The sequence below is a fragment of the Varibaculum sp. genome (genome assembly GCF_008661855.1).
GTDB classification, from domain to species: Bacteria; Actinomycetota; Actinomycetes; order Actinomycetales; family Actinomycetaceae; genus Varibaculum; species Varibaculum timonense_A.
This window is the reverse complement of record NZ_RPZY01000008.1, coordinates 78,611-102,600: the sequence shown is the minus strand read 5'-3', so window position 1 is coordinate 102,600 and position 23,990 is coordinate 78,611. Positions and strand designations below refer to the sequence as shown.

23 protein-coding genes are annotated in these 23,990 nt (G+C 47.8%); 11 read left to right on the top strand and 12 right to left on the bottom strand.

Annotation, left to right across the window (positions count from 1 at the left end; translation table 11 throughout):
* Positions 1-7: 7 nt before the first annotated feature.
* From rsmG to rpmH, 6 genes are read right to left on the bottom strand one after another with little or no spacing between them, the layout of a single operon-like run.
* Positions 8-661: a 16S rRNA (guanine(527)-N(7))-methyltransferase RsmG gene (gene rsmG / locus QZT94_RS00920; RefSeq protein ID WP_296761199.1), complete on the bottom strand. Its 654-nt coding sequence runs from the start codon at positions 659-661 to the stop codon at positions 8-10.
* Between the two features lie 54 nt (positions 662-715).
* Positions 716-1,237, bottom strand: coding sequence for a R3H domain-containing nucleic acid-binding protein (locus QZT94_RS00915; RefSeq protein WP_270626020.1), 522 nt, complete (start codon positions 1,235-1,237; stop codon positions 716-718).
* A gap of 33 nt (positions 1,238-1,270) precedes the next feature.
* Entirely contained in the window at positions 1,271-2,641 is a 1,371-nt protein-coding gene (gene yidC, locus QZT94_RS00910; RefSeq protein ID WP_296761201.1) for a membrane protein insertase YidC, read from the bottom strand.
* A gap of 15 nt (positions 2,642-2,656) precedes the next feature.
* Positions 2,657-2,986, bottom strand: coding sequence for a membrane protein insertion efficiency factor YidD (gene yidD, locus QZT94_RS00905; RefSeq protein ID WP_072510462.1), 330 nt, complete (start codon positions 2,984-2,986; stop codon positions 2,657-2,659).
* Positions 2,983-3,336 (bottom strand): ribonuclease P protein component, encoded by a 354-nt coding sequence (rnpA, locus tag QZT94_RS00900; RefSeq protein WP_296761202.1) that lies wholly within the window; start codon positions 3,334-3,336, stop codon positions 2,983-2,985. Before rnpA ends, yidD begins: the two co-directional genes overlap by 4 nt.
* 3 nt (positions 3,337-3,339) lie before the next feature.
* Positions 3,340-3,477, bottom strand: a complete 138-nt coding sequence (gene rpmH / locus QZT94_RS00895; RefSeq protein WP_072510464.1) for a 50S ribosomal protein L34 — start codon at positions 3,475-3,477, stop codon at positions 3,340-3,342.
* A gap of 408 nt (positions 3,478-3,885) precedes the next feature.
* On the opposite strand from rpmH, the gene dnaA reads away from it, so the two are divergent.
* From dnaA to rplI, 6 genes are all read left to right on the top strand, one after another.
* The gene (gene dnaA / locus QZT94_RS00890; RefSeq protein WP_072510465.1) at positions 3,886-5,298 is read left to right on the top strand and encodes a chromosomal replication initiator protein DnaA; all 1,413 of its coding nucleotides are present in this window, start codon (positions 3,886-3,888) and stop codon (positions 5,296-5,298) included.
* Positions 5,299-5,756: 458 nt separating this feature from the next.
* Entirely contained in the window at positions 5,757-8,192 is a 2,436-nt protein-coding gene (locus QZT94_RS00885; RefSeq protein ID WP_296761205.1) for a transglycosylase domain-containing protein, read from the top strand.
* 211 nt (positions 8,193-8,403) lie between these two features.
* A complete protein-coding gene (rpsF, locus tag QZT94_RS00880; RefSeq protein ID WP_072510466.1) occupies positions 8,404-8,688 on the top strand; it encodes a 30S ribosomal protein S6 in 285 nt (94 codons plus the stop codon).
* A gap of 21 nt (positions 8,689-8,709) precedes the next feature.
* Positions 8,710-9,288, top strand: coding sequence for a single-stranded DNA-binding protein (locus QZT94_RS00875; protein ID WP_072510467.1), 579 nt, complete (start codon positions 8,710-8,712; stop codon positions 9,286-9,288).
* Between the two features lie 50 nt (positions 9,289-9,338).
* Complete coding sequence (gene rpsR, locus QZT94_RS00870) at positions 9,339-9,581, top strand: 30S ribosomal protein S18 (RefSeq protein WP_072510468.1); 243 nt, start codon at positions 9,339-9,341, stop codon at positions 9,579-9,581.
* A gap of 17 nt (positions 9,582-9,598) precedes the next feature.
* Positions 9,599-10,060, top strand: coding sequence for a 50S ribosomal protein L9 (gene rplI / locus QZT94_RS00865; RefSeq protein ID WP_072510469.1), 462 nt, complete (start codon positions 9,599-9,601; stop codon positions 10,058-10,060).
* Positions 10,061-10,161: 101 nt separating this feature from the next.
* Here the strand turns inward: rplI and QZT94_RS00860 are convergent, their stop codons facing one another.
* The gene (locus QZT94_RS00860; RefSeq protein WP_296761209.1) at positions 10,162-11,463 is read right to left on the bottom strand and encodes an MATE family efflux transporter; all 1,302 of its coding nucleotides are present in this window, start codon (positions 11,461-11,463) and stop codon (positions 10,162-10,164) included.
* A 255-nt stretch (positions 11,464-11,718) separates the two neighbouring features.
* On the opposite strand from QZT94_RS00860, the gene dnaB reads away from it, so the two are divergent.
* Positions 11,719-13,044 (top strand): replicative DNA helicase, encoded by a 1,326-nt coding sequence (gene dnaB, locus QZT94_RS00855; RefSeq protein WP_270626026.1) that lies wholly within the window; start codon positions 11,719-11,721, stop codon positions 13,042-13,044.
* Positions 13,045-13,105: 61 nt separating this feature from the next.
* On the opposite strand, the gene QZT94_RS00850 is transcribed toward dnaB, so the two are convergent.
* Both QZT94_RS00850 and QZT94_RS00845 read right to left on the bottom strand, forming a co-directional pair.
* On the bottom strand, positions 13,106-15,721 hold the full coding sequence (locus QZT94_RS00850; RefSeq protein ID WP_296761211.1) for an MMPL family transporter: 2,616 nt from the start codon (positions 15,719-15,721) through the stop codon (positions 13,106-13,108).
* Positions 15,722-15,884: 163 nt separating this feature from the next.
* A complete protein-coding gene (locus QZT94_RS00845) occupies positions 15,885-17,096 on the bottom strand; it encodes a hypothetical protein (RefSeq protein ID WP_296761213.1) in 1,212 nt (403 codons plus the stop codon).
* A gap of 415 nt (positions 17,097-17,511) precedes the next feature.
* On the opposite strand from QZT94_RS00845, the gene QZT94_RS00840 reads away from it, so the two are divergent.
* The 4 genes from QZT94_RS00840 (at position 17,512) to pntB (ending at position 21,466) form a co-directional block, all read left to right on the top strand.
* Positions 17,512-17,913, top strand: coding sequence for a hypothetical protein (locus QZT94_RS00840; protein WP_072510474.1), 402 nt, complete (start codon positions 17,512-17,514; stop codon positions 17,911-17,913).
* Between the two features lie 75 nt (positions 17,914-17,988).
* The gene (locus QZT94_RS00835; RefSeq protein WP_072510475.1) at positions 17,989-18,207 is read left to right on the top strand and encodes a carbon storage regulator; all 219 of its coding nucleotides are present in this window, start codon (positions 17,989-17,991) and stop codon (positions 18,205-18,207) included.
* 157 nt (positions 18,208-18,364) lie between these two features.
* On the top strand, positions 18,365-19,921 hold the full coding sequence (locus QZT94_RS00830) for a Re/Si-specific NAD(P)(+) transhydrogenase subunit alpha (RefSeq protein ID WP_296761215.1): 1,557 nt from the start codon (positions 18,365-18,367) through the stop codon (positions 19,919-19,921).
* Between the two features lie 3 nt (positions 19,922-19,924).
* Positions 19,925-21,466, top strand: a complete 1,542-nt coding sequence (pntB, locus tag QZT94_RS00825) for a Re/Si-specific NAD(P)(+) transhydrogenase subunit beta (RefSeq protein ID WP_072510477.1) — start codon at positions 19,925-19,927, stop codon at positions 21,464-21,466.
* Between the two features lie 207 nt (positions 21,467-21,673).
* Here the strand turns inward: pntB and QZT94_RS00820 are convergent, their stop codons facing one another.
* The 3 genes from QZT94_RS00820 to trxB form a co-directional block, all read right to left on the bottom strand.
* The gene (locus tag QZT94_RS00820) at positions 21,674-22,390 is read right to left on the bottom strand and encodes a DUF2993 domain-containing protein (RefSeq protein ID WP_072510478.1); all 717 of its coding nucleotides are present in this window, start codon (positions 22,388-22,390) and stop codon (positions 21,674-21,676) included.
* A 121-nt stretch (positions 22,391-22,511) separates the two neighbouring features.
* Positions 22,512-22,841 carry a thioredoxin gene (trxA, locus tag QZT94_RS00815; RefSeq protein ID WP_072510479.1) on the bottom strand — a complete coding sequence of 110 codons (330 nt, stop codon included), beginning with the start codon at positions 22,839-22,841 and terminating at the stop codon, positions 22,512-22,514.
* A 34-nt stretch (positions 22,842-22,875) separates the two neighbouring features.
* Positions 22,876-23,796 carry a thioredoxin-disulfide reductase gene (gene trxB, locus QZT94_RS00810; RefSeq protein WP_072510480.1) on the bottom strand — a complete coding sequence of 307 codons (921 nt, stop codon included), beginning with the start codon at positions 23,794-23,796 and terminating at the stop codon, positions 22,876-22,878.
* Positions 23,797-23,990 lie beyond the last annotated feature (194 nt).

The window sequence follows — 23,990 nt, the reverse complement described above, 5'->3', positions numbered from 1 at the left end:
GCGGAGTCTAGGCGCGTTTAGTTGCCATAATGATTCGCGTAACGGAACCATCCATTAAAGACGATACCTGTTCAATATGAGCAGCCTCTAGTTTAGCTTGAACCAGTGCCTCGCGCGCATTAGCTAGCTCTTCAGGAGCGCGTTCACCTTTAATGGCAAGCATTATCCCACCCGGAGCAACCAATTTGCCCGAAATCCGTACCAGTTTATTTAAGTTGGCAACCGCGCGGGAAGTAACTGCGGAAAACTGCTGATCAGCTGGTAGGTCTTGACTACGAGAACGCAAAACTTCCACGTTTTGCAAATCCAGTTCCTCTTTTACCTCTTCTAACCACTCTGCGCGTCTACCAAGGGGTTCAATAAGATAAAACTGCAAGTCTGGACGCATAATTGCCAAAACTATTCCCGGTAAGCCTGCACCCGAACCTACATCGGCAACCGTGGCATTTTTCCCAATCGGCAAAAACTTCTCAGCTGCACCGCAGTTTAAAAGATGTCGTGACCAAAGCCGAGGAAGTTCGCGCGGACCTAGTAGACCGCGTAACTGACCCTGCTCGATGAGCATCTGCGAATAGCGAAGCATTAAGGGAAAAGAAGTACCGAAAAAATCGGCAACAGCTTGTCCCGGTTGCTCAACCAGGGGAAGCGTTTCTAATGCCATGACTTAAATCTGTTAAAGCAGGAACTCACCACATCAATCTAGTGCAGCAGGGCGCTATTCAGCTTCCTGCGGACCGGAAGCATCAGGATAGATTACTACTGCCCGGTTGGGAGCCTGCCCTTGCGAGCCTGAATACACGCCCTCTTCAGCAGCAACATCATGACAAACTTTACGTTCAAACGGATTCATCGGCTCCAGGCGAACCGGCTCCCCGCTGGTCTTTGCTTTCGTAATTGCCTCTTCTGCAATCGCCCGCAATTCTTGTTTACGTGTCTGGCGAAAGCCGGCAATATCTAGCATCAAACGTGAATGTTCCCCAGTCTTTTGAGAAACTGCCAATCGGGTTAAATCCTGGAGAGCCTCCAAAACTTCGCCCTCATTTCCCACTAGTCGCTGTAAATCTCCCAAATCCTGGGCATCAGCCACGATATCTACGCTGGCGCGGTCATGCTCAACATCAATTTCTAAATCGCCGCCCAAATCAGCGATATCAAGCAGCTCTTCTAAATAGTCGGCCGCAATATCGCCCTCTTCTTCTAGAGCTGCTACCCGTTCTGATGACTGTTCTTCGCTCATGTCACAAATCCTCCATGCCTATTAGCATCGATACTATCGGTTATGGTTACCTTTTTTACCTGCGTTATTATTTCGCCGTGCCTGTCGGCGTTTCGCTTTTTCTTCCTCACTAAGCTGACCGGCAGCCCGTCGCCGTTTAGCCTGCGCATCACGCTGCGCCCTCGTTAGCCTCTTGGGTTGTGCTTGCGCATTCCTAACCCCTGGTTGCATTCCAGCTTGCTGGCGAGCCTGCTTTTGCAAAGCCGCCATCATCTTTGATTGTTTAACTGGTTTCTTTGGCTTTTCTTCTAGCTCAAGATCTTGAGCCTTCTTGTGTAAATGGTCTTGGGTTTCTTTATGGAGGGCGAGTCCTTCACGTAATTTCTCGCCGTTTTCTATCCCGCTAAAGGGGTCATCTTCACCCTTGCGGGTGGCTTTTACCTCCAGACGCAGGGCTTTAGCCACGTCCTCGCCACTGAGTCCCAAATCCATTAGCTTTTGGTTGTATTCCGCTAAAGTCTCTTCTTTGAAGCTATCGTATTTGACCTGATGCCTGCGCATTTGCGCATCGTGAGCCGTTGATCCGGGGGTGGGCAGATAATACATTACAAAAATCTGCTGAATAAAGCTGACCACCATCGTAACTACCAGGTAGACCAACACCCCAATCTGGACGATAAAACCGAACCAAGCAGTCATCAAGGGCATCAAATACACCATCATTTTCATCATCCGCATTTGTTGCGCATTTGAGGTGTTCATATTGTGCTTCATATTGATGAACTGCTGGAAGAACATTAATCCTGCGTAAAGCAAAACGGATACAATAATCAGGATTTTAGTAGTCGTTGGGTTAGAAGCAGTATTAGTAAAAGTATCTGATAAATAAACCCCAAAAACAGTGGATTTATCCATCTCGGCAGCAAGAGTAGAATCAAAACCCCCAATATGCGCCCCTGGTTGGGATGCAATTAGGGGCATTTGCCAAAGCACCCGATACAGGGCGGCCAAAATCGGCAACTGAATAAGCAGAGGGAAACAAGATGCCATCGGATTAACGCCGTATTGCTTGTAAAGATTCATGGTTTCCTGGCTCATCTGCTGCTTAGAAACCTGGTCGTTACGACCTTTGTATTTTTCTTGAATCTTCTTTATTTCCGGTTGGATAGCACTCATGCCCCGCGTGGACTTAATCTGTTTAATAAACAGCGGGATAATCAAAAGTCTTACAAAAATAGTGAGCACCACAATTGACAAAACCCAGGTAATTCCCGGTCCTTCCGGCAGACCTAGCGTAGTTAGTCCTCGGTGGATACCAACTAATACCCAGGCGGTAACCCATTTAAATGGAAATAAAACTGTGTCATACCACCCGCCCGAGGTGGGTTCGGTAGATGCCGCTAGCAGCTGTGCACTTAGCATCATGGATTTGCTCCTTTACTATTTTCCCCTGCTTATTTGGAGTCCACTATCGATTTTTGCCCAATGAGCTTGAAGTTCGCTTAAAGACATTTGATGATAGGGAGCGCTCTTCCATTCTCCCTTTTGGGGAGGATAATCCACCCCTCCGTTAGATAGCGGATTACACCGAATAAGTCTCCACGCTGACAGCAGACTTCCTTTGAAAGCGCCGTGAATGTTAATTGCGGAAAGCGCATAGGTACTGCAAGTGGGATAGTACTTGCAGCGAGGAGGGAAAAGGGGCGAAAGGCGGCGTCGATAAAGGTTTATCGCCGCAATGATTGCCCTTTTCGCAAGTTTTCCACTCACTGCTTACCTTTCGCCTGCGCCCTAGCCAATGCCTGCTCTACCGCGCTAGTGAGCTGACGAAAAGAGGCGGTCTTAGCTTTTTCCCGGGCGCGAATCACCGTGACAGTACCTTCCCCAAAATTTTGCAGACGCATAGCGCAAACCGCCCGAAGTCGCCTTTTAACCAGGTTACGATCAACTGCTCGAGGTAAAGACTTTTTCGATACCACAAAACCGACTAGGGGATTACCTTCACCTGATGGTGCAGGTAAATGATGTACCAGCACAGTCTTGTTACCCGCGCTGTATCCGCGTCGAAAGACTTTAGAGAAATCGGCTGACTTTTTCAGGCGATTTGCCCGCGGCAACATGCCCTAAGCCGTAAGTTCCTTGCGCCCTTTACGACGACGACTAGCGATAATAGCGCGCCCTGCACGGGTACTCATACGCGCCCGAAAACCATGTTTTTTGGCTCGGCGACGGTTATTCGGCTGAAAAGTCCGCTTTGTCACTGTAGTTCTCCTGAGTGTTATTTATTTACCGAAAATGATTCCGATATTTTATTTTCCAGTTTCATTTCACCTGGATTAGACAACATATGCAAGCCTACGCATAGCGCTTTGCCAGGTCAAATAGTTATTCAGTGGTTATAACCACTAATTTCTAATCACAGGTTTGCAAAGCTGTGGAACTTGAAAAAACTACAAAGATGTAAGATCTTAATTTTCTATTATTGCCAAGTTTCAAATTTTTGCAGTTTATGCACGCAGGAAGCTATTTTCATCGTTAAACTACAACCACGTAAGTTATCCACAATATTTTCCCCAGATTGGGGATAACCTAGTTTTTGCCCTACAATCATCAATAACCCCACAGTTGGGGATTCCTCACTGCTTTTATTAGGAATTTTGGAGAAATCAATGTCCAGTTCGCTACAGACACTCTGGCAAGATGCGATAAGACAACTAAAAGAAAATCCACAAGTCGGGCAAGCAGACTTGGCGTTCCTAAGAATGTCTACCCCTTTGACCACTTACGAAAACACCATCGTAATCGCGACCCCTAATGAATACTCGAAGTCCGTCCTCGAAAACCGACTGGGTTCTTTTTTACGGAAGGCTCTGTCTACCAGCACTTCCCGTGAAGTTATCTTGGCAATCTCTGTAGATCCTTCCCTAGATCAAGGAGAAACTGTTAGCCCTAATAATGAACAAGAAATCGCTCCTGCCCCGCAAAATTTCGAAACCACTGCACAAGAAAAAATTCCGCCCGCTAAACCTAAAAAACCTTTTGAAAGTCGCCTGAACTCGAAATATACCTTCGAATCATTCGTAATCGGTGGTTCAAATCGTTTTGCCCACGCTGCAGCTATCGCAGTTGCCGAAGCCCCCGCTAAAGCCTATAACCCGCTTTTTGTCTATGGCGGATCAGGTCTAGGCAAAACCCACCTACTACATGCAATCGGAAACTACGCTCTAAACCTCTATCCTCATATCAAGGTGCGTTACGTTAATTCCGAAGAGTTCACTAACGATTTCATTAATTCAGTTTCCGAGGGTAAAGCCCACGAGTTTCAACGCCGTTACCGCAATATCGATATTCTAATGATTGACGATATTCAGTTCTTGCAGGGTAAAGAACAAACCATTGAAGAGTTTTTCCATACTTTCAACTCGCTCCATAATGACAATAAGCAGGTAGTTATTACCTCCGATGTTCCTCCCAAAAAACTTGAAGGATTTGAAGAACGCCTGCGTTCTCGCTTCGAGTGGGGACTTTTAACCGATGTCCAGCCTCCTGACTTAGAAACTAGAATCGCTATTTTGCGTAATAAAATTCGTCAAGAGGAGGTGGAGGCACCCTCGGAGGTATTGGCCTATATAGCCTCCCGTTTTACTATCAATATTCGTGAGCTTGAGGGAGCTTTACTGCGGGTTAGTGCTTTCGCCTCTTTAACAAAGCAACCTTTAAGCTTGCAGCTTGCGGAAATGGTATTAAAAGATATTGTTTCTGACCCTAATGATCAAGAGATTACCCCCGCCCTAATCAAGGCACAAACCGCTGGATATTTTGAAACCACCGTTAATGATTTATGTTCGCCCTCACGTTCGCGTTCGCTTACCGAGGCTCGTCAAATCGCAATGTATCTTTGCCGAGAACTAACCGAACTGTCGCTTCCTCAAATCGGAAAAGAGTTTGGAGGACGCGATCACACTACGGTTATGCATGCAAATAAGAAAATCACCCAGATGATGAAATCTAAGCCCCAGATTTTTGATCACGTTAATGAGCTGACAAATCAGATACGGCAAGCAGCACGACATTCTAAGTGATTTATCTAATAAAACAGCTCTATATCCTAGTATTTATAAAGAAGACATAAGAATTATTTTAAGTTAATTTTAGATTCCTGCTACCAGCGAAACTACAAAAATGTAGTTCTCATGAACACAGGTTAAACCGTGTTTCTCCACAGCTGTTAATAACCCTGTGTATATCTGGGGATTGCAAGTGACAAATTGTGTATATTTTTCGGCGAAACTGCTTTCCAGACCGAATAATCCTCAACTAATCCCCAGACATCCCCACAAACATTCACAGCAATAAACATAAATTAACCTGGGATTTTATCCTTCAATCCCACCAATGCTAGGTAGTGATGATAACGATAAACAATAAAAAATCTATGTATAAACAACCCGCCAAAATTTAAGTGCTGCCCAAAACAGAAAACTATTTATTACTGAAAAATCAGCACTGAATCGCTATCTTGCTAAGCTAACCTGTACCTATGACGGATAAGTATTCATCGCGTGGCTCTAAATTTAGCGGACAGGACTTTCCTAGCCGCAGACAACGCCGCAAACATGAAAAAGAGCAGTTACAAGCCAGAGCACAAGCAAACGCTCAGCGAACCGCTGCACCCTTGAACCCTGCTAAATATGCCCGAGACGTAAAACCTCTAAAATCGTCCTCAAAAGTCAGTAGCTCAAACGGCTCAAAAAATCGACAAGGTATGTCCCCCTCAAAACTAGAACCAGCAGGAAAACCCAAAAAAATAGCTGTCAGTACAAAACCTGCTAACAGTCAGCATTCTAAAAACCTGAAAAAATCATCAAACCCAGCAAAGGCTCAAAATCAAGACACGAGCAAGCCAAGAAAGAAAGCCAGCAAAAATAACCGTCCCCCTAAACGCAGTCGCGTCCTAACTTGGACGAAACGAATCATTGGGATACTTACCGGGTTAGTTTTAGTGGCAATTATCGCCGGATGTATAACTTTCTTAATTGCCTATTATCGCCTGGAAATACCAGAGGCTCAAAAGTTTGCTCACGCCCAGGTAACTACGGTTTATTGGGGTAACACTGATAAAATGATGGGAAAGTTTGCCGAACGAAATCGCACCATCGTTGATACCAAGACTTTTAAAAACTCCTATATTCAAGATGCGGTAGTAGCCAGCGAAGACCGTACTTTCTACGAAAACAGCGGGATTGATATTAAGGGGATAGTCCGTGCCTTTTGGAATAACGTCAGAGGACGACCTACACAGGGAGCTTCCACCCTTACGCAACAATATGTAGAAAACTATTACACCGGAAAAAATGTTGGTTATACCGGGAAATTTAAAGAAACAATTTTAGCTTTGAAGATAAATCGGCAGGTTTCTAAAGAAAAAATCCTCAATGACTACCTAAATACAATCTATTTTGGACGCGGTGCATACGGGATTGAAGCTGCTGCAAACGCTTATTTCGGTAAGGACGCCAAGGATTTAGACCTATCAGAGTCGGCAATGTTGGCGGGAATAATTCCAGCCCCGAACTCATGGGATCCACTTGTCAATCCTGACAAGGCAAAACAACGTTGGCAACGGGTATTAAACCTAATGGCTGCCGATAACATGATTAAGGAAGAAGAAAAGGCTAGCGCCACTTTTCCCAAAGTAATAGAGAAGAAACCACAGGCCACCTACTTTAAAGGAACTACCGGTTACCTGTTACAGCACGTACGACAAGAATTAGTCAAACAAATTGGCTATACCGAGGACGAAATAGATCGCGCTGGAATCAAAATTTATACCACCATTGATCCTAAAAAACAGAAAATGCTAGAAGATGCTATCGGGGCTCTTCCAGATAAACGACCAGAGGGATTGCGGGTGGCCGCCAGTTCTGTAGACACTGCAACTGGCGCGATTTTAGCTGAATATGGCGGTTCTGACTATCAAAAAGTTCAGCGAAATGCCGTTACCCAGGATGTGGCGCAAGCCGGATCAACATTTAAACCCTTCGCCCTATTAGCCGCCCTAGAAAAAGGGCACAAGTTAAGCGAACAACTTGATGGTTCTGGACCGATGAAAGTCAATGATGCTTGGGTCGGTAACTATGGCGGTGCCTCCTATGGAAAAGTAGATTTGATAAGGGCAACTAAGCTTTCAATAAATACCGCTTATGTCAGACTCAATAGTGAGATTGGGATGGAAGCAACCAGGCAGGTAGCAATTTCTGCCGGATATTCGAAAGACACCGTAGGGCTGGATAAAAACTCTATCGTGGGGGTTTTGGGAACAAGTTCTCCACACAATTATGAGATTGCCGAGGCATACACTACTTTCGCTACCGGAGGGGTGCGCAGACCTGCGCACATAATTGCCAAAATTACTGATTCAGCTGGCAATATCCTCTATGAAGCTGAAACTCAAGGCACCAGACAATTTGAAGAAGAAAACATCTCTGAGCTAACCAAGGCCTTAGCGGCAGTAACCGAAAGCGGTGGAACAGGTGCTACTGCCGGAAAACTAGGACGACCGGTAGCTGCAAAAACTGGTTCTTCAAATGATAACCGTTCGGCACAATTTGTGGGGTATGTTCCGCAAATGGTCACTGCGGTCTCTATGTATCAGGTGGGTAAGGACGGTTCCGAACAATCGATTACCCCATTCGGGGGAGTCAGAGAAGTAACCGGGGGAACCTGGCCAGCAAAAATATGGTTGGCATATATGAAAGATGCTGTAAAAGATTTACCTGAGCAACCACTATTTTCTGTTGAAAACGGAAAACAAAAAGTTAAACCCAGACCTAAAAAAACTCCCTATCAGACAGCAGAAGTTCCCTCTCCTCCGCCACCGCAAACTATAGAAACGCCACTCAAAGTGCCCTCTAGTAGCGTGAGCGAAAATCCGCCTGCGCCCTCTGAAGAACCAAGCACGAGTCCTAGCCCATAGAGAGCTGGAAAGAAAATAGCTAGGACATATAAAAGCTACCTACCTAATAGAGCGCGGTAGTGGCGAAAAAGAGCATTTACTAACAAAGTTAAGAAATAGCTAGAAAAACTGCCTTAACTTCGTTATTCTGTAACGTGACTTTCGGGTCAAATGCATATGCCCTCCTGCCGCGGAAGGACCGTGGCCGTTAGACCAAAGGAGGTGGGTTAAGATGCGCAAATACGAGATGATGGTGATCCTGAATCCCGAAATCGACGAACGCACAGTAGCCCCGGCGTTAGAAAAGCTACTAAACGTAGTTTCTACAAACGGGGGAAGTGTGGATTCGACCGATATTTGGGGCAAACGTCGCCTTGCATATCAGATTGAAAAGCATTCCGAAGGGATTTATGCGGTTATTGATATGACCACTACCCCGCAGATTGCTGAAGAGCTAACCAGGCAGCTATCGCTAAACGAATCAGTTTTACGTACCAAGCTGCTGCGGCGGGATTAATTTTCGCGGAGAGGAACGAAAATGGCTGGAGAAACCCAGATAACGGTTGTTGGTAATCTGACTGCCGATCCGGAACTGCGCTACACTGCGCAGTCGGTTCCAGTGGCCTCATTTACCGTGGCCTCCACTCCCAGAACCTATAATCGCGCGTCCGGACAGTGGGAAGATGGTACCGCCATGTTTCTGCGTTGTTCCGCTTGGCGGGAAATGGCTGAAAATATCGCTGAATCTTTAACTAAAGGTATGCGGGTGATGGTTCACGGTCGCCTGCAACAACGCAATTGGGAACGTGATGGACAAAATCGTTCCTCAATAGAGATTCAAGTTGATGAAATCGGTCCGTCTTTACGCTACGCGCAAGCTCAAGTTACCCGGATTCCTCGTTCAGGTGGTGGATTTAATCAGGGTGGACAGAGCGGATATGGGCAAGTTTCTCCAGCTGGCAGTTTCAATCAAGGTGGCAGTTTTAATCAGGACATGAATCAGAATCTGGGAACGGGTTCTATGGATATGGCACAGCCTGAGGCAGCCGGGGTTGATAACCCGTGGGCTACCCCTGTTACCGATGATAACGGCGACAATCAAGCGCCACCGTTTTAAATATTTCAGGATTAGACCTACAAAGTAGGTCGCACCATTAAGGAGTAAATATGGCGAAGAAAGTTCTTCGCGTTAAGCCGATAAAGAAAAAGGCTAACCCGTTACGGAATATGCCGGTTGATAAAATCGACTATAAAGATACCCCTTTCCTCAGGAAATTTATTTCTGATCGGGGAAAGATTCGCTCCCGGCGAGTAACCGGAGTTAGTGTTCAGCAACAGCGCGCCATCGCTAAAGCAGTAAAGAATGCCCGCGAAATGGCGTTGCTTCCCTATACAAGTTCTGGTCGCTGATAGGAGGGATTATAGTCATGGCAACAGCCAAAGTAATTTTAAATATGGATGTACCGGGGCTGGGTTCCTCCGGTGACGTAGTAACTGTAGCGCGTGGTTATGCCCGTAACTATCTGGTACCTCGGAAAATGGCTCACCCTTGGACTAAGGGTGCTCAAAAGCAGATAGACGAAATGCTTCGGGCACGTAGGCGTCGGGAAATCTCGAATGTAGAGGACGCCCGCGCAGTTCGGGACGCAATCGAAGCTCACGATACCGTGGTAGTTTCCAAGCGAGCCGGTCATTCCGGTCGCCTGTTTGGAGCCGTATCCACCCAGGATGTGGTGGCTGCGGTTAAAGAACAGATTGGGCAAACTATTGATCGGCGCAAAGTCATTATTGAAAAGCCGATTAAAGCAGTCGGTAAATATCAAATACAAATCAATTTGCATGAAGATATTAGCGCCAAACTGTTTTTGAACGTTGAGGGATCAAAGTAAGTGGAAATCACTTAATAACTGATATCACTTAGCATTAGGCGGGTGAGCCAGGTGAAAATCTGGTTCACCCGCCTTTTTGTAAAATAGTACCTGTTCTATACTCACATCCAAGCATCAGTACGGATACGTAGCCAAAGGGAAAGTGCCCTTCCTCCGATAAAGACCAGTCCATAAATAGCCCAAATCCCTACCAGAGAAATGACTCCTGCCGGAAGTAAACGAACCAACAAAATACTCGGTAAATACAGAATAAAAACAACACCCATGGATAGCGCTAAATATTTACTATCATCGGCTCCAATCAGATAACCGTCATAAATATAGGTAAGTGCCGCTAAAGGTTGAAATAAACCGACAGTAACCAGACCAGCAGTGGTGATAGCTAAAACCCTACTATCAGAAGTAAAAAGTTGCGGTAACAAGGGAGAAGTCAAAATAAATAACCCTCCAATTACGCCTCCCAAGCCTAGCGCCCACCCATTCAACTTTTTAATCAAAGTCCGAATCTGACGCTGGTCGCCCTCACCAAGCGCCCTCGCTAAAAGAGATTGCGCTGCAATCGCTAAAGCATCCAGCCCAAAAGCCCCCAAAGTCCAGATAGTTTTTAGAATCTGGTAGCCCGCTAAAGTGACAGCTCCAAAAGCGGCTGCCTGCCAAGTGGTGACTACGATAGCGGCTTGCAGAAATAGCGAACGAAATACCAGTGGCATCCCGTGCAGACCAGAATGCAAAATCAGCTTAAAACTAGGGCGCGCCGACACTCCCTCTAAATGCAGCTTTTTTACTATCACCATCCCCAGCCAACCTGTCATGATGAACTGACTAATCGCGGTGCCCGCCCCGGCACCGGCTATTCCTAGACCGCAAGGAAATATCAAGATAGTGGAAATAGGTACGTTAATCAGCGCGCCAGTGGTGGTGACAACTAGGGGAGTTCGAGTATCGAGAAGGGCGCGGAAAACGCCATTAGCAGCTAAAACTGAAAGCATAGCAACTAGACCGGGCGCGGAAACTAAAAGATAGGTGCGAGCGAAACCTAAAACTTCTTCTTGCCCCTTAAAAACGCTAACAATTGGGGATGCGAAAACTATCAAGATGAGTGCCAGTATCGTTCCTAATGCAGCTCCTAGCCATATTCCCTGAATGCCTTTTCTAAGCCCCTCCTGGCTTTTACCAGCACCAATGGCGTGACCGGTGACCGCAGTGGTGGTGTAAGCCAAGAAAACACTCATCCCAACTATCAGGTTTAACACGGTTGAGCCGATAGCCAGTCCAGCCAATTCAAAAGTTCCTAGATGACCAATCAAAATAGAATCAGCCATAGTTAGTAGAGGTTCTGCAATCAGTGATCCTAGGGCGGGTAGCGCCAGCTGGAGAATACGGCGATTTATACTGTTTCCCACTTTATCCACTAATCTAGCCTCCAGTTTCTATCCACAATTTGTGAATAACCCTGTTAGTAGTTTCCCAGTTTGTAAGCTGTTTATAAACTCTGCATCATTTACTGCCCACAATAACTTAGCTAGTTTCCACAGGTTTTTAACAGTTTATCCACCCTAATTTGCAAGTTTTTAACAAGTTAATTTCTAAAGCTAGTAGCGGTATATGAAAGAATTAAAGAGTTTCAAATTCCTAATAGGAGGAATCAGGAGGTATCGGTGACAGAATTTGATCGCACCCCTCCCCAAGACATTGTCGCTGAACAATCAGTTTTGGGAGCTATGATGCTCTCTAAAGATGCTATCGCTGACGTGACGATGATTATTAGAGGGGAGGACTACTATAGACCGGTTCACCAAACCATCCATGAAGTTATCCTGAGCCTTTTTGGACGCGGCGAACCTGTAGATGCTGTCACTGTAGCTGGCGAACTTAAACGTCACGGCGACCTAGAGAGAATCGGAGGCGCCCCCTATCTACATCAACTTATCTCCGGGGTTCCCACCGCGGCGAACGCTGGATTTTATGCTCGGATTGTCCGCGAGAGGGCGCAGCTGCGATCCTTGGTACAAGCGGGAACTCGGGTCGTTCAGCTTGGATACGCTGATGATGGCGGAGATGTTGATGAGCTTATCAATCAGGCGCAAAGCGAAATCTATGCGGTCAGTGAGCGTGGAAATGCCGAAGACTATCGCCAAATTGGTGATTTTTTAGATGAGACCGTTAAAGAACTGCAAGAACTGGAGAAAAACGGGGGAATGGCTTCCGGTATTCCCACCGGTTTTTACCAGCTAGATAATCTCACTCACGGTCTACATCCGGGGCAATTGGTGATTGTAGCTGCGCGTCCGGCTATGGGTAAATCAACTTTAGCTCTCGACTTTTGCAGAAATGCTGCTATCCATAACCAAATGACCGCGGTGATTTTCAGTCTAGAAATGGATGGGGTAGAAATTTCGCGACGCATGATTTCGGCAGAATCTGGGGTGTCCATGTCCCGGATGAGCTCTGGTGATTTAGAGGACGCTGACTGGACTAAAATAGCGCAGGTACTATCAAGGTGTTCCCAAGCACCCCTATATATTGACGATTCCCCTAATATGACCATGCCGGAAATTCGTTCAAAATGTAGGCGACTTAAACAACAAAACGATCTAAAGCTGGTAGTAGTAGATTACCTTCAGCTAATGAGTTCCGGGAAAAGGGTCGAATCCCGCCAACAAGAAGTTGCCGAGTTTTCCCGCTCTCTAAAACTACTGGCTAAAGAACTCGATATTCCGGTGGTGGCAGTTGCCCAGCTAAACCGTGGCCCTGAACAGCGAATTGAACATAAACCAATGCTTGCTGACCTGCGTGAATCTGGTTCACTGGAGCAGGATGCGGATGTGGTTATGCTGCTAAATCGCCCCGAGGTCTATAACCAAGAAGATCGCCCCGGCGAGGCAGACGTAATCGTTGCCAAGCATCGTAACGGCCCTACCGCCACTATCCCCTTAACCTTCCTAGGACGCCTGTCTAAGTTTGGTAATCCTGCCCGCGAATAACTTGATCTGGTAGGGGTAGCATCAGATTCAGTAACTGTCACCGTAAACGGTGAAGTAAAAGCTAGTGAGCCTTCCCCGCGTCCTCTTTAAGATGCAGTGATTCTTGGTGGTGATTGCTGTTTCCCGGCAGAGGTAGGCGTGAATGTAAAGATTTAAGCCATTTTGGAGCCCACCAATTTGCTTGTCCGCAAATCATCATGACTGCGGGAACTAGCCCCATACGTACCAGGGTAGCATCTAGGGCGACTGCGACCGCCAAAGTGAAACCAATCTGTTTAATAGCTTGAATACCTCCGGTAGTAAAACCTAGGAATACGACCAGCAGAATTAAAGCTGCGGAAGTAATCGTAGAAGCCGAATGGGTAAGTCCCTCTCGAACCGCGCGTTTATTATCACCAGTTTCATCCCAGATTTCTTTAACCCGAGAAACAAGGAACATTTCATAATCCATTGACAAGCCAAAACCGAAACAGAACACGATTGCTACTACATAAGATTCCACTGCTCCCAGGGAAGTGAACCCGAGAAACTTTTCCCCATGTCCATATTGGAAAACCCAAACCGCTATCCCTAAGGACGACATTAACGAAACCGTGTTTAACACCAAGGCTTGCAGGGGAAGCAATAGCGCTCCGGTCATTAGGAACAACATTAAATAGGTAGTGAGGGCGACGGTAATAAAAACATAGGGAGCATATTCAAATAAGGCTTGCTGGAAATCTGTTTGCAGCGCAGCCTCACCGGTAACCCAGGTTTCAAACGGAGCCGGTAAATCCCTTATCGCTCGCATAACCCGTTTAACTTCCACGGCAAAAGCATCTTTTTCTTTAGTATAAATATCGACAGAAGCATAACGCTGACCAGCAATATTCAACTCTTCCGCGGGACGGATTCGCTCAACATGAGAAAGTGGTTTCACTTTCTTATCCGCCCAATCTTGCAGACGAACAGAATCAGTTTTCGCTACCACCCGAATTTGCGGGTTAGCAGAATCCGGGAAACGTTCCCACATATCCCATAACGCCCCAATTTGAGGTATCGAACGAGGCATAGATTCTACTGCGGATGAACGCATCTGCATATGGTAAAGCGGAATCGACATCACCACTAAAACTATGGTTACCGCTACCAAAACCGGCCAGGGGCGACGGGTAACGAAAGTCGATACCGAGCGGAAAAGTGGGGAAGGGTCGTCCTCTGAACGTTTATTTTGGCGACGTAAAATATGCTGACGAAACCAGTTCACCCAGTTAGCGATATTCGAGGGCGAAGCAAGAGCCGGTCCGAAAAGCATCATTAGTGCTGGTAGTAGCGTCATATTAGCGAGCATTGCCAAAAGAGTGACTGCCACTCCGCCAATGCCCATTAACCGCAATAGGGGGAGCGGAAATATGCAAAGCCCCAAAATTGCCATAGAGACAATGAGGGCGGAAAAGAAAACTGTTGCCCCCGCAGTATCCATGGTTTTATCTAAAGCTTGCATATAGGGTTCACGAGCTTTTAAAAGCTCTACCCGGTAGCGCCTACGTGAAAGGATTGGGCTGATGCCATTGCCACCTGGATGCGAACCAATCAATAGTTGAACTGGGCGCGGATAAAAAATAAAAGTGTCTCCCTGTCCATAAATACCGCGTTTATGCAGTTCCAGGCGGTAGCGAGACACTATTAGTAGACCGTAGTCAATCGAAAGCCCCAGCCCCAAGAAAGAAACAATGTTTACCACGAAAGATTCCACAGTTACCAGATAGGTAAGCAGCAAAATCAACATTAAGGTAATCCCGATGGCTGCTCCTGCACCGATTAGTGGCATTAAAGCCGCGAACATTCCCCCAAAAACTATCGCCATGATAATCAGTGAAATCGGAATCGAGATTCCTTCCCCGCGAATCATATCTGCTTTAACCTGCCCATTGGCGGCTTCTTGCAGACCGATATTATCTACGATATTCACGCTGACATCGAGTGAAGAAGTCGCGAAATAGTCAGGTAAGCTATCTAAAATCTCGGCAACTTGCTTGCGAGCGCTGGAATCAACCTGACCGTATCCCTGCGCTTCTAGCTGCACGTTTATTAGAAAAGTCGTTTCGTCCTTAGCAATCATCTGCCTCAGTTCACTGCGGTTAATAGTGTCCCAAACTGGCGGCAGGTGTGCCTGGAATTCTTTTTTTACCTGAGCTTGCGCAATTTGTTTGGCTCTTTCGATTTGTGAGCTGCTAGCTTGCCGAGCTTTCGCGGTTTCTTCAGCTTTTTCAAGCGCAATAGTCAATGCCTGGTTTAGGGCGCTGGTTTTGGCTTCCTCTGCTTTTTTGCCAGCAGGTAGCTGAGGGTCAAATGCGATAAATGGATCAAAAATTCCCTTAACTTTTTTGACTTTTAACAAGTCCGAATGGATTGGGCGCAGGGTTTTCGCTACTTGCTCAGCATTTTTTTGCAGGTCTTTAACTTTTACTACCGCGGTTAGGGGATAAGTATCTGCGTGTGCCTGCTCGTATAGCTTTTTTCCTATAGCTGATGGTGAGGACGGGTTTGAGGGTTGGGGGGTGACTAAACGTTCAAATAGGGGTTGGTCGCCAAGACCGGAAAATACCGCAAGTAAAGAGATTGCTACTGAAAGCAGCCAGATTGTTACGACAAAGCCAGGGTGTTTTCCCCACCAAAAACGCTTTATCGCCTTCATAATTCAATTGTGAGCCTTTGTTGGCTTTGGTGCAGCAGAATCGGGAATAGATTTGAAACAATTGAGAACCAGATTTTGTCCAAATTTCCCCTGCCTGTTTGGCAAGGAGATTATGGCAGCAGGCGGGCGTTTCTAGCGCACTCGCGTGACTTGTGGGACCCAGTTAGCTTTGCGCGTCCTCATCAGCTAAAAAATCCTCTAGCCAGAGGGGGTGAGGTATTAGGAAATCATCTCCTGCCTGTTTTTGAATTTGCGTGAGCAGTTCATCGCTATCGGTGCCTAGCTGGTGTAATTGGGAAGCAACTTTAGCGCTGCCGGGAGCTATTTCCGCTGCTTTCCAGTATTTTTGCCGTTCTTTCAAGGCTGCCTGATTGCAGTAAACAAGCAGTTCAGCAGCCTTTTCTAGGGAAGAGCTTGGTTTGGATTCCGGCAGGGATTTAAAGCGGGTTAAAGCCAGATTGTAGTTTACCTGGCAGCCCGCCAATACTGCCTGGGGTTCAGTCATTTTTGCTTCTAGAATGAACGGCATTTTCTTGCTAGCGTGAGATAAATATATAGTGGCATTTTGCAGGTCGCCGGCGTTTAGATAGGTGGTTCCCAGGTTGTAGTTCACCAGCCACCTATCGGCTAGTAGACGGGAGTCGGCTTGGCGTAGACGCAAATCTTGCGCCAAGGAATGATTTCCCTGCCGGTCTGCGCGTACCGCCTGTTGCTCTCGTGCCCAACTGTGGGTTTGTAGCCCCGAAACAACCAGCAGGCAGAGCACGGTTAAAGTCACGGGCACTATCCAAAACCGAGATCTGCGAGGAGGCTTGATTACCAAATCCTGACGAGTATTTAAAGCGTGGGCGTGGAGTTGGCTGCGATAGCTAATCTGGGCGAGCACGGCCGTTAGCGTGGCAGTGTCGCTGGGAGAAACCTGGGCGCGTCCTCCCCTGGGAGTTTGTCCGGGGTCAGGCAGCGCCGAAACCAGGGTAGCCAGCTCTGGCCAGTCAGTAGCCAGTAGTTGTTGCGGGTGATAGTTACCCCAACCGGCGGTGCGGTAATACTGCTGAGAGAGATTTATTAGGATTTTTGCGAGGACGCGGCGTCGCTCTGTAGAGTCTAAGACGCTATAGCAAGGATCGGTGACTAGAATCAAAATCCGCTGGCGGTAGGTTTCTAGGAGCTGGCGGAGGTTCTCTTGCCGGCGGGCATTAAAGGTTAAAATTGGTAGGCGCGAGGCGCTTTGGTAGAAAACAACTGTCCACACTATTAGCAGTACTGCCACTATAAGTAGCGCTAAAGAACCTATTAGTGCAATGACCGAGTGCTCCATCAAAGGCTGGATAGGTAAGCTCGGTAATGAGTCTAAGAGCGGCACTTTCCCATTCATTTAGCTGCCAGTAGGAGGTTGAGGAGGTGTAGACCGGGTACTTCCCCTTGGGTAGGAGTTGTAAGGAATCGTCATTTTGTCTCCCGGTGGGTATGGTAAATGCTTGTCTTGACTATATTTTTAGCTCCAGCTCGATTAAGTCTAGAATTATCAAAGAATTCAGGCAATATCTTTTCAAGCATAGATGCCGGTGACAGGGTTAATTATGATTATTTATTCCCGGATTGAAACCGCCACTGCGCAGGAAATATGGTTATTAGCTAGCTAATCTGATTTTAAAATACAGACTATTCAGGTAGTTACTTTTATCGCCAGACAGCAAAAACTAATCCTTGGTACTCCAGTAGTTCCTCCTCCTATCTATCGCGGTTAATCTACAATTGCTAACGGAAAGGAAATACAGGGAGGTATCACCATGACACAGCTTGAACGCCCAATCCCCAGTGACCATGAGCTGGAAGCGCTGCTTGCTGATACTCGCGCCCTGCTAGCTGAAAAAGCTCGCTGGGAAGATGGGCAGGTAAATCGAGATTTAGATGTGTTGATGCACAGAGTACGGGGAGTAAAACGAGGCAGCTATTCCCAGGTGTTAAGGGAGCGTGCTCAGTTGTGGAAACAGCGGAAATCTAAGGAAGCTATCGAAGGGAATAATCGGACTGAGTCCCCTCAATCTGTTTCGGTTTTGCCTCCTTGGATAGGAGAAGAAGATTGCCCTGACCAGTTCGCCGACCAGTTAGCGCGTGTAGAAGCGCAAATCAGTCAGTCAGAATCCGCAAACCAGATTGGCAGTTATGAGGACGAGCCCAACGCAGATTAAATGATATAGGCGCAGTTAATCAGGTAATTCGCTTCGGATAGCAGTTTGTAATAGTCATTTAGGAGGAAAGCAAGGATGCTAGTGCTAACCCGCAGGCGCGGAGAAGAAATCGTCATCGGCGACGAGGTGGTAATAAAGGTAGTTGAATCCCATAAAGACTCAGTACGAGTCGGTATTAGCGCCCCTAGGAATTTATCTATTCGGCGTGGGGAGCTACTGGATGAGGAAGCGAGGACGCGACTCGGTTTGCAAGGTCCTGGGCCAGAGACTAAAAAGCAAGAAACGGGTAAATAGGCTTTCTTAGGGAGTCGATACCGGGATACCATCCTAGTAGCCGGACTTAAAATGCGTCCTAGGTGGGACGCCGAGTACGCTAATAACAAGTTATCCGCTTCAAAATATGGATAAAAATGTGTTGGTATTTGAAAAGCCAAAACTATAAGGAGTAACTGTGCGAATTGGAGTTCCCAAAGAGCCCACGCCAGACCAAACCTTGGTCGCCGCCACTCCGGATACGGTAAAAAAACTCATCAAACTAGGATATGAAGTCCTGGTCGAGCAGGGAGCGGGCGAAAAGGCCGCCTACCTGGATGAGCAGTATTCGCAAGCCGGAGCGCAAATCGTGGACACTCAGGCCGCCTGGCAGGCCGATATTGTCACCGTCTTAGATACGCCTCCCACCGACTACCTGAATCTGGTTAAACCCGGAGCGCTCCTAATCGCCCGGATGGCGCCAGGTCGCCATCCCGAGACCGTAGATGCCCTGGTAGAGCGAGGCATTACCGGATTTGCGATGGATACGGTTCCTAGAATCTCTCGGGCGCAGTCCATGGATGTGCTCTCCTCGATGTCGAATGTGTCTGGCTATCGCGCCGTTATCGAGGCCGCAGAAAGTTTCGGTCGCCTCTTTACCGGTCAGGTGACTGCCGCCGGAAAAATCCCGCCCGCCAAGGTCTATGTGATCGGTGTCGGGGTAGCCGGTCTCGCTGCTATTGGCACCGCCAACTCGATGGGAGCCCAGGTTAGCGCCACGGACGTGCGCAGTGAAACTGCCGAGCAAGCAGAATCGGTAGGGGCAAAGTTTGTTCCCATCCCGATTGCGCAAGAAAAATCCGATGATGGTTACGCCAAAGAAATGAGCGCCGACCAAGCGGACGCTGCCACCAAGCTCTACACCGAGCAGGCAGCTGCAAATGACATCGTGATTACCACCGCGAATATTCCCGGTCGCCGCTCGCCGCTGCTAATCACCAAAGAGGCAGTAGCGACCATGGCTCCCGGTTCAGTCATCGTGGATATGGCCGCAGCTGGCGGCGGTAACTGCGAACTGACCCGACCGGGCGAAAAAGTGGTTACCGAAAACGGGGTGACCATTATCGGCTATACCGACCTCGCAGGACGCTTGCCTGGACAATCATCACAGCTGTACGGACAAAATATTGTTAATCTCTTCAAGCTGATTACTCCGGAAAAAGATGGCAACTATGTCCTCAATATGGAAGACGAAGTAGTCCGCGGAATCACGGTTGCTAAAGATGGGGAAAATATGTTCCCCCCGCCTCCCATTCAAGTACATGCGAGCCCGGCTCCAAAGAAAACCGAATCGGTAGAGGACGCGGCAGCCGCCGCCCGCAAGCAAGCCGAAGAAAAAGCCTCTAAAAAGCGTAAACGCTTGCTGTGGGCAGCGCTAGGAATCGTTTTAGGATTGACTCTGATTTCGGTCACCCCCAAACCTTTAATCCCTTACTATTTCATTTTGATGCTGGCGATTGTGGTTGGCTTCTATGTGATTACCTCGGTTACCCACTCGCTACACACCCCCTTAATGAGTGAAACCAACGCCATTTCCGGAATTATTTTGGTGGGCGCAATACTGCAGGTAGGTAGCGCTAATCCGCTAGTTTCCGTGCTTAGTTTTATCGCGATTCTAGTGGCTTCAATCAACATTTTTGGTGGTTTCTCAGTGACACACCGGATGCTTGCCATGTTCCGGGGGGAGGAGAAATAAGAAATGAGTAATACGTTATTTTCGCTAACCCCCACGCTGATTGCCAGTGCCTCAAAAAGCGAATTTTGGATTAGCCGGGGACAAAATATTGCCTATCTGATTGCGGCGCTGCTGTTTATTCTGGCGCTCGCGGGTCTGTCAAAAAATGAGACCGCCCTGCGGGGTAACCGCTTCGGGGCTATTGGAATGTTTGTTGCGGTGGCAGCAACTATCGCGGTGGCACTATATAACGCGGGGGCTCCCGGTTATCAATCGACACTGGTAACTGCGCTGCTAATTGCAGTAGCGATGATTGCCGGCGCAATTATCGGTCTTTGGCGCGCCAAAACTATCCCCATGACCGGGATGCCGGAACTGGTAGCCATGCTGCACTCCTTTGTAGGCTTAGCGGCAGTGCTGGTTGGATACAACACTTTCATTCATATGCCCGGGGAATTCAAGAAGGCAGGTGTTGATGCAGCCACCGCGATTACGCCCGCCACCGTAGGGTTCCACCTAGGTGAAGTGGGAGTAGGAATCTTCATCGGTGCAGTCACCCTCACCGGCTCTATCATTGCCTACCTGAAACTGTCGGGGAAGATTAAGGGCGCTCCCCTGACTTTGCCGGGACGCAATTGGCTGAACGCTATCGCCATTATCGTATCCATAGTGCTCATCGGGGTGATGGTACGGGGCTCGCACTTTAGCGCTACCGCTATGACCTTGACCTGGATGCAGTGGGTAGCCATCATCGTGATGACCCTAATCGCCCTGGTATTGGGGCTGCACCTGGTGGCCGCGATCGGCGGTGGAGATATGCCAGTCGTGGTTTCGATGCTGAACTCTTATTCTGGTTGGGCTGCGGCCGCCGCGGGCTTCATGTTGGGTAACAATATGCTGATTATCGCGGGGGCTTTGGTGGGCTCTTCTGGTGCCTACCTGTCCTACATCATGTGCAAAGCCATGAACCGTTCGTTTGTTTCCGTGATTTTGGGTGGCTTCGGCTCTGACGGCGGACCGGCTAAGGGGGCAGATACCGATTACGGTGACTACACCGAAACCAGTGCGGCCGAGGTCGCGCAAGCGCTTAAAGATGCCTCTAACGTGATTATTACCCCTGGCTACGGGATGGCGCAGGCGCAAGCCCAATTCCCGGTAGCCGACCTGACCGCTAAGCTGCGCCAGGCAGGAGTAAATGTTCGTTTCGGGATTCACCCGGTAGCGGGACGAATGCCCGGACATATGAATGTGCTGCTGGCAGAAGCTAAAGTACCCTACGATGTGGTGCTAGAAATGGATGAGATTAACGACGACTTCCCCGATACTGACGTAGTTCTGGTGATTGGGGCAAACGACACCGTTAATCCCGATGCCACTAAACCGGGCAGCCCGATTGCGGGAATGCCGGTGCTGGAAGTGTGGAAAGCCCGCCAGGTAGTGGTGTTTAAGCGTTCAATGAATCCCGGTTATGCCGGGGTGCAAAATCCGCTGTTCTTTAACGACAACACCAATATGCTCTTTGGAGATGCGAAAGCTTCAGTAGAAGAAATCGTGCGCAACCTGTAAGCCCGTTTTTACCGGCAGCTTTAATAGCAATAACTTTGGGGGCGGGGTCGATAATCGTTTTCGACCCCGCCCCCATTTTCATGCCGCCTTTAGCTGACGGTGGTGTGGATAGCGTTAATGCTCGGGTTAATACCTTGAGGGTATTAACCCGAGCATTAACCTAGGTGAAAACCGGCAACCATCACGCTGCGCTCGAAGAATCCCCGGTTAGGAATGCGATTTCTTAGGTAGCAAAATATCCTTGCCTACCAGGTTAAAGACCAATTTATTGTCACGTATTTCAACCTTATTAAATTGCATCTGAGTAGGTAAATGGCGAATAGGGATTCTAATTGTGGGCAGCGACTGTGGCATTTTAAGACGAGCTTGTAACTGGCGTGGTAATTGAGTTTTAAGGGTCGTAGCTTTAATGATTAAGGAAAGCGGACTCCCATCCTTTGGGTCACTAAGCTCAACCTGTCCGTCTGCAAGAATCTCTTGACCCCATTTTTTAGCTGAAAAAACAATCTTTCCGTCCTGCAAACTGGTCTTTACCCCCGGAGCCTTAGCTGCCACTATTTTTTCTAATGCAGCTTGGGTTAGATTTGCCTGCGCCTTGATATGTCCTATTTTCTCGATATTTAACCGCCCGGTACTCAGCTGCAGATTGTTAATCTGGGCGTGAATATCTGTTAAAGGCATTGCCCCAGATTCGGTGGGAAAATCCCAACGCGGAATCTCAAGGTTTACTTCCCCAATGTTTCCGCCAATGACCGAGGTCAAGAAGGGGAGGTCAGCGATTTTAACATCAGAGTTCTCGGCGCCCCGCTTTTCTAAGACCTGAGCGCCCTCACTTTGAGCCCACCAGCAAGAAACCCGGTCGAGTGCACCTAATAACAGTGCCAGTACGCCTATTACAATTAATAATCGCTTTATGATTCGCACCAGTTAAGTATATAGAAAGACAGCTCCGCCCTCTCTTAGCTTCTTAAGTAATGTGGCTAGGAGAGGGCGGTGGCTAAAAGCTTAAAACCTGTCCTGAAGTTTTAGCTAGACAAACTGGGGGTTATTTATCTATTTCTTGCTGTAAAGGTCCAAGCAGTTCTCGCTTCGGGTTGGCTCCCAAAATACCTCGAGCTATCTCGCCCTGGTTGAAAATCATAAACATGGGGATAGAGTTAATGCCATATTTTGCTGCCAGTTCCGGGTTGTCATCAATATTTACCTTAACAACCTTCGCTTTATCGGCTACCTCAGCGGCAATCTCATCAACTACCGGTCCCATTTGGCGGCAAGGACCACACCAAGGTGCCCAAAAGTCAGCCAAAACCGGAACCTCAGATTTTAATACTTCCTGTTCAAAGGTATCTTCGGTTACATCTAGTGGTTTAGTCATTTTTTGTCCTCTCTTAATGGTTAAGAATCTGCGTTTAGTCGGCGAGGGAACGCTCGGCATCAAGGGCGGCTCTACACCCTGAACCGGCAGCGGTAATCGCTTGGCGGTAAGTGTGGTCTACGAGGTCACCACAGGCAAATACCCCTTTCAGGTTAGTGGCAGTTCCCGGCTCAGCAACTATAACGTATCCTGCCGAATCGAGCTTTACCTGTCCTTTAAGAATTTGTGAGCGGGGATTGTGACCGATAGCAACAAATACTGCGGTAGCGTCCAGGTTACTGGTTGCGCCGTCCACAGTAGATTTTAAGGTAATAGATTCAACTTTGCTATCCCCGTTAATCTTCTCAACCTCGCTGTTCCATGCGAATTCAATCTTGGGATTAGCTTGGGCACGTTCGGACATAATTTTCGAGGCGCGTAGTTGGTCGCGGCGATGAATTACCGTAACTTTTTTCGCGAAATTAGTGAGGAATAGGGCTTCTTCCATTGCGGAATCCCCACCCCCAACTACTGCTAAATGTTGATCTTTGAAAAAGAAACCGTCACAGGTTGCGCAGTAAGATACCCCGCGTCCTGACAGTTCAGCTTCGCCCGGAACGTTAAGTTTGCGGTATTCAGAGCCCATAGCCAAAATAACGCGGCGTGCCGAATACTGCCCCTCGGAAGTGACTACTGTTTTCTGTGCTCCTTCAAGGGAAACTTCTAGGGCGTCCTCGTAAATAATCTCGCAGCCAAACCGTTCTACCTGGGAAAGCATATTGGCCATCAAATCAGGACCTTGAATCCCTTGCGGGAAACCGGGGAAATTTTCCACCTCGGTAGTGTTCATTAGGGCGCCACCGGCGGTTACTTCTCCCGCTATGAGGAGTGGTTTTAATCCGGCACGGGCAGTGTAAATGGCAGCCGTATAGCCGGCCGGTCCAGAACCGATAATAATAATGTCACGTACCGACATGAAGCCTCCCTAAGCCTTTGCGCAGCATTTATTTGAATACATCTTCGCAGCCAAAACGGGATGGGCGCAACTACTTAACGCAGTGAGCGAAACCTAGCCAATCTTTATGTTCCACGCCCTCAAAACTTCTTTACCCCATAATAAAATCCAGTTTGATAGCTTTCCCATATTGATAACGCGAGGTAGAAAGCTCA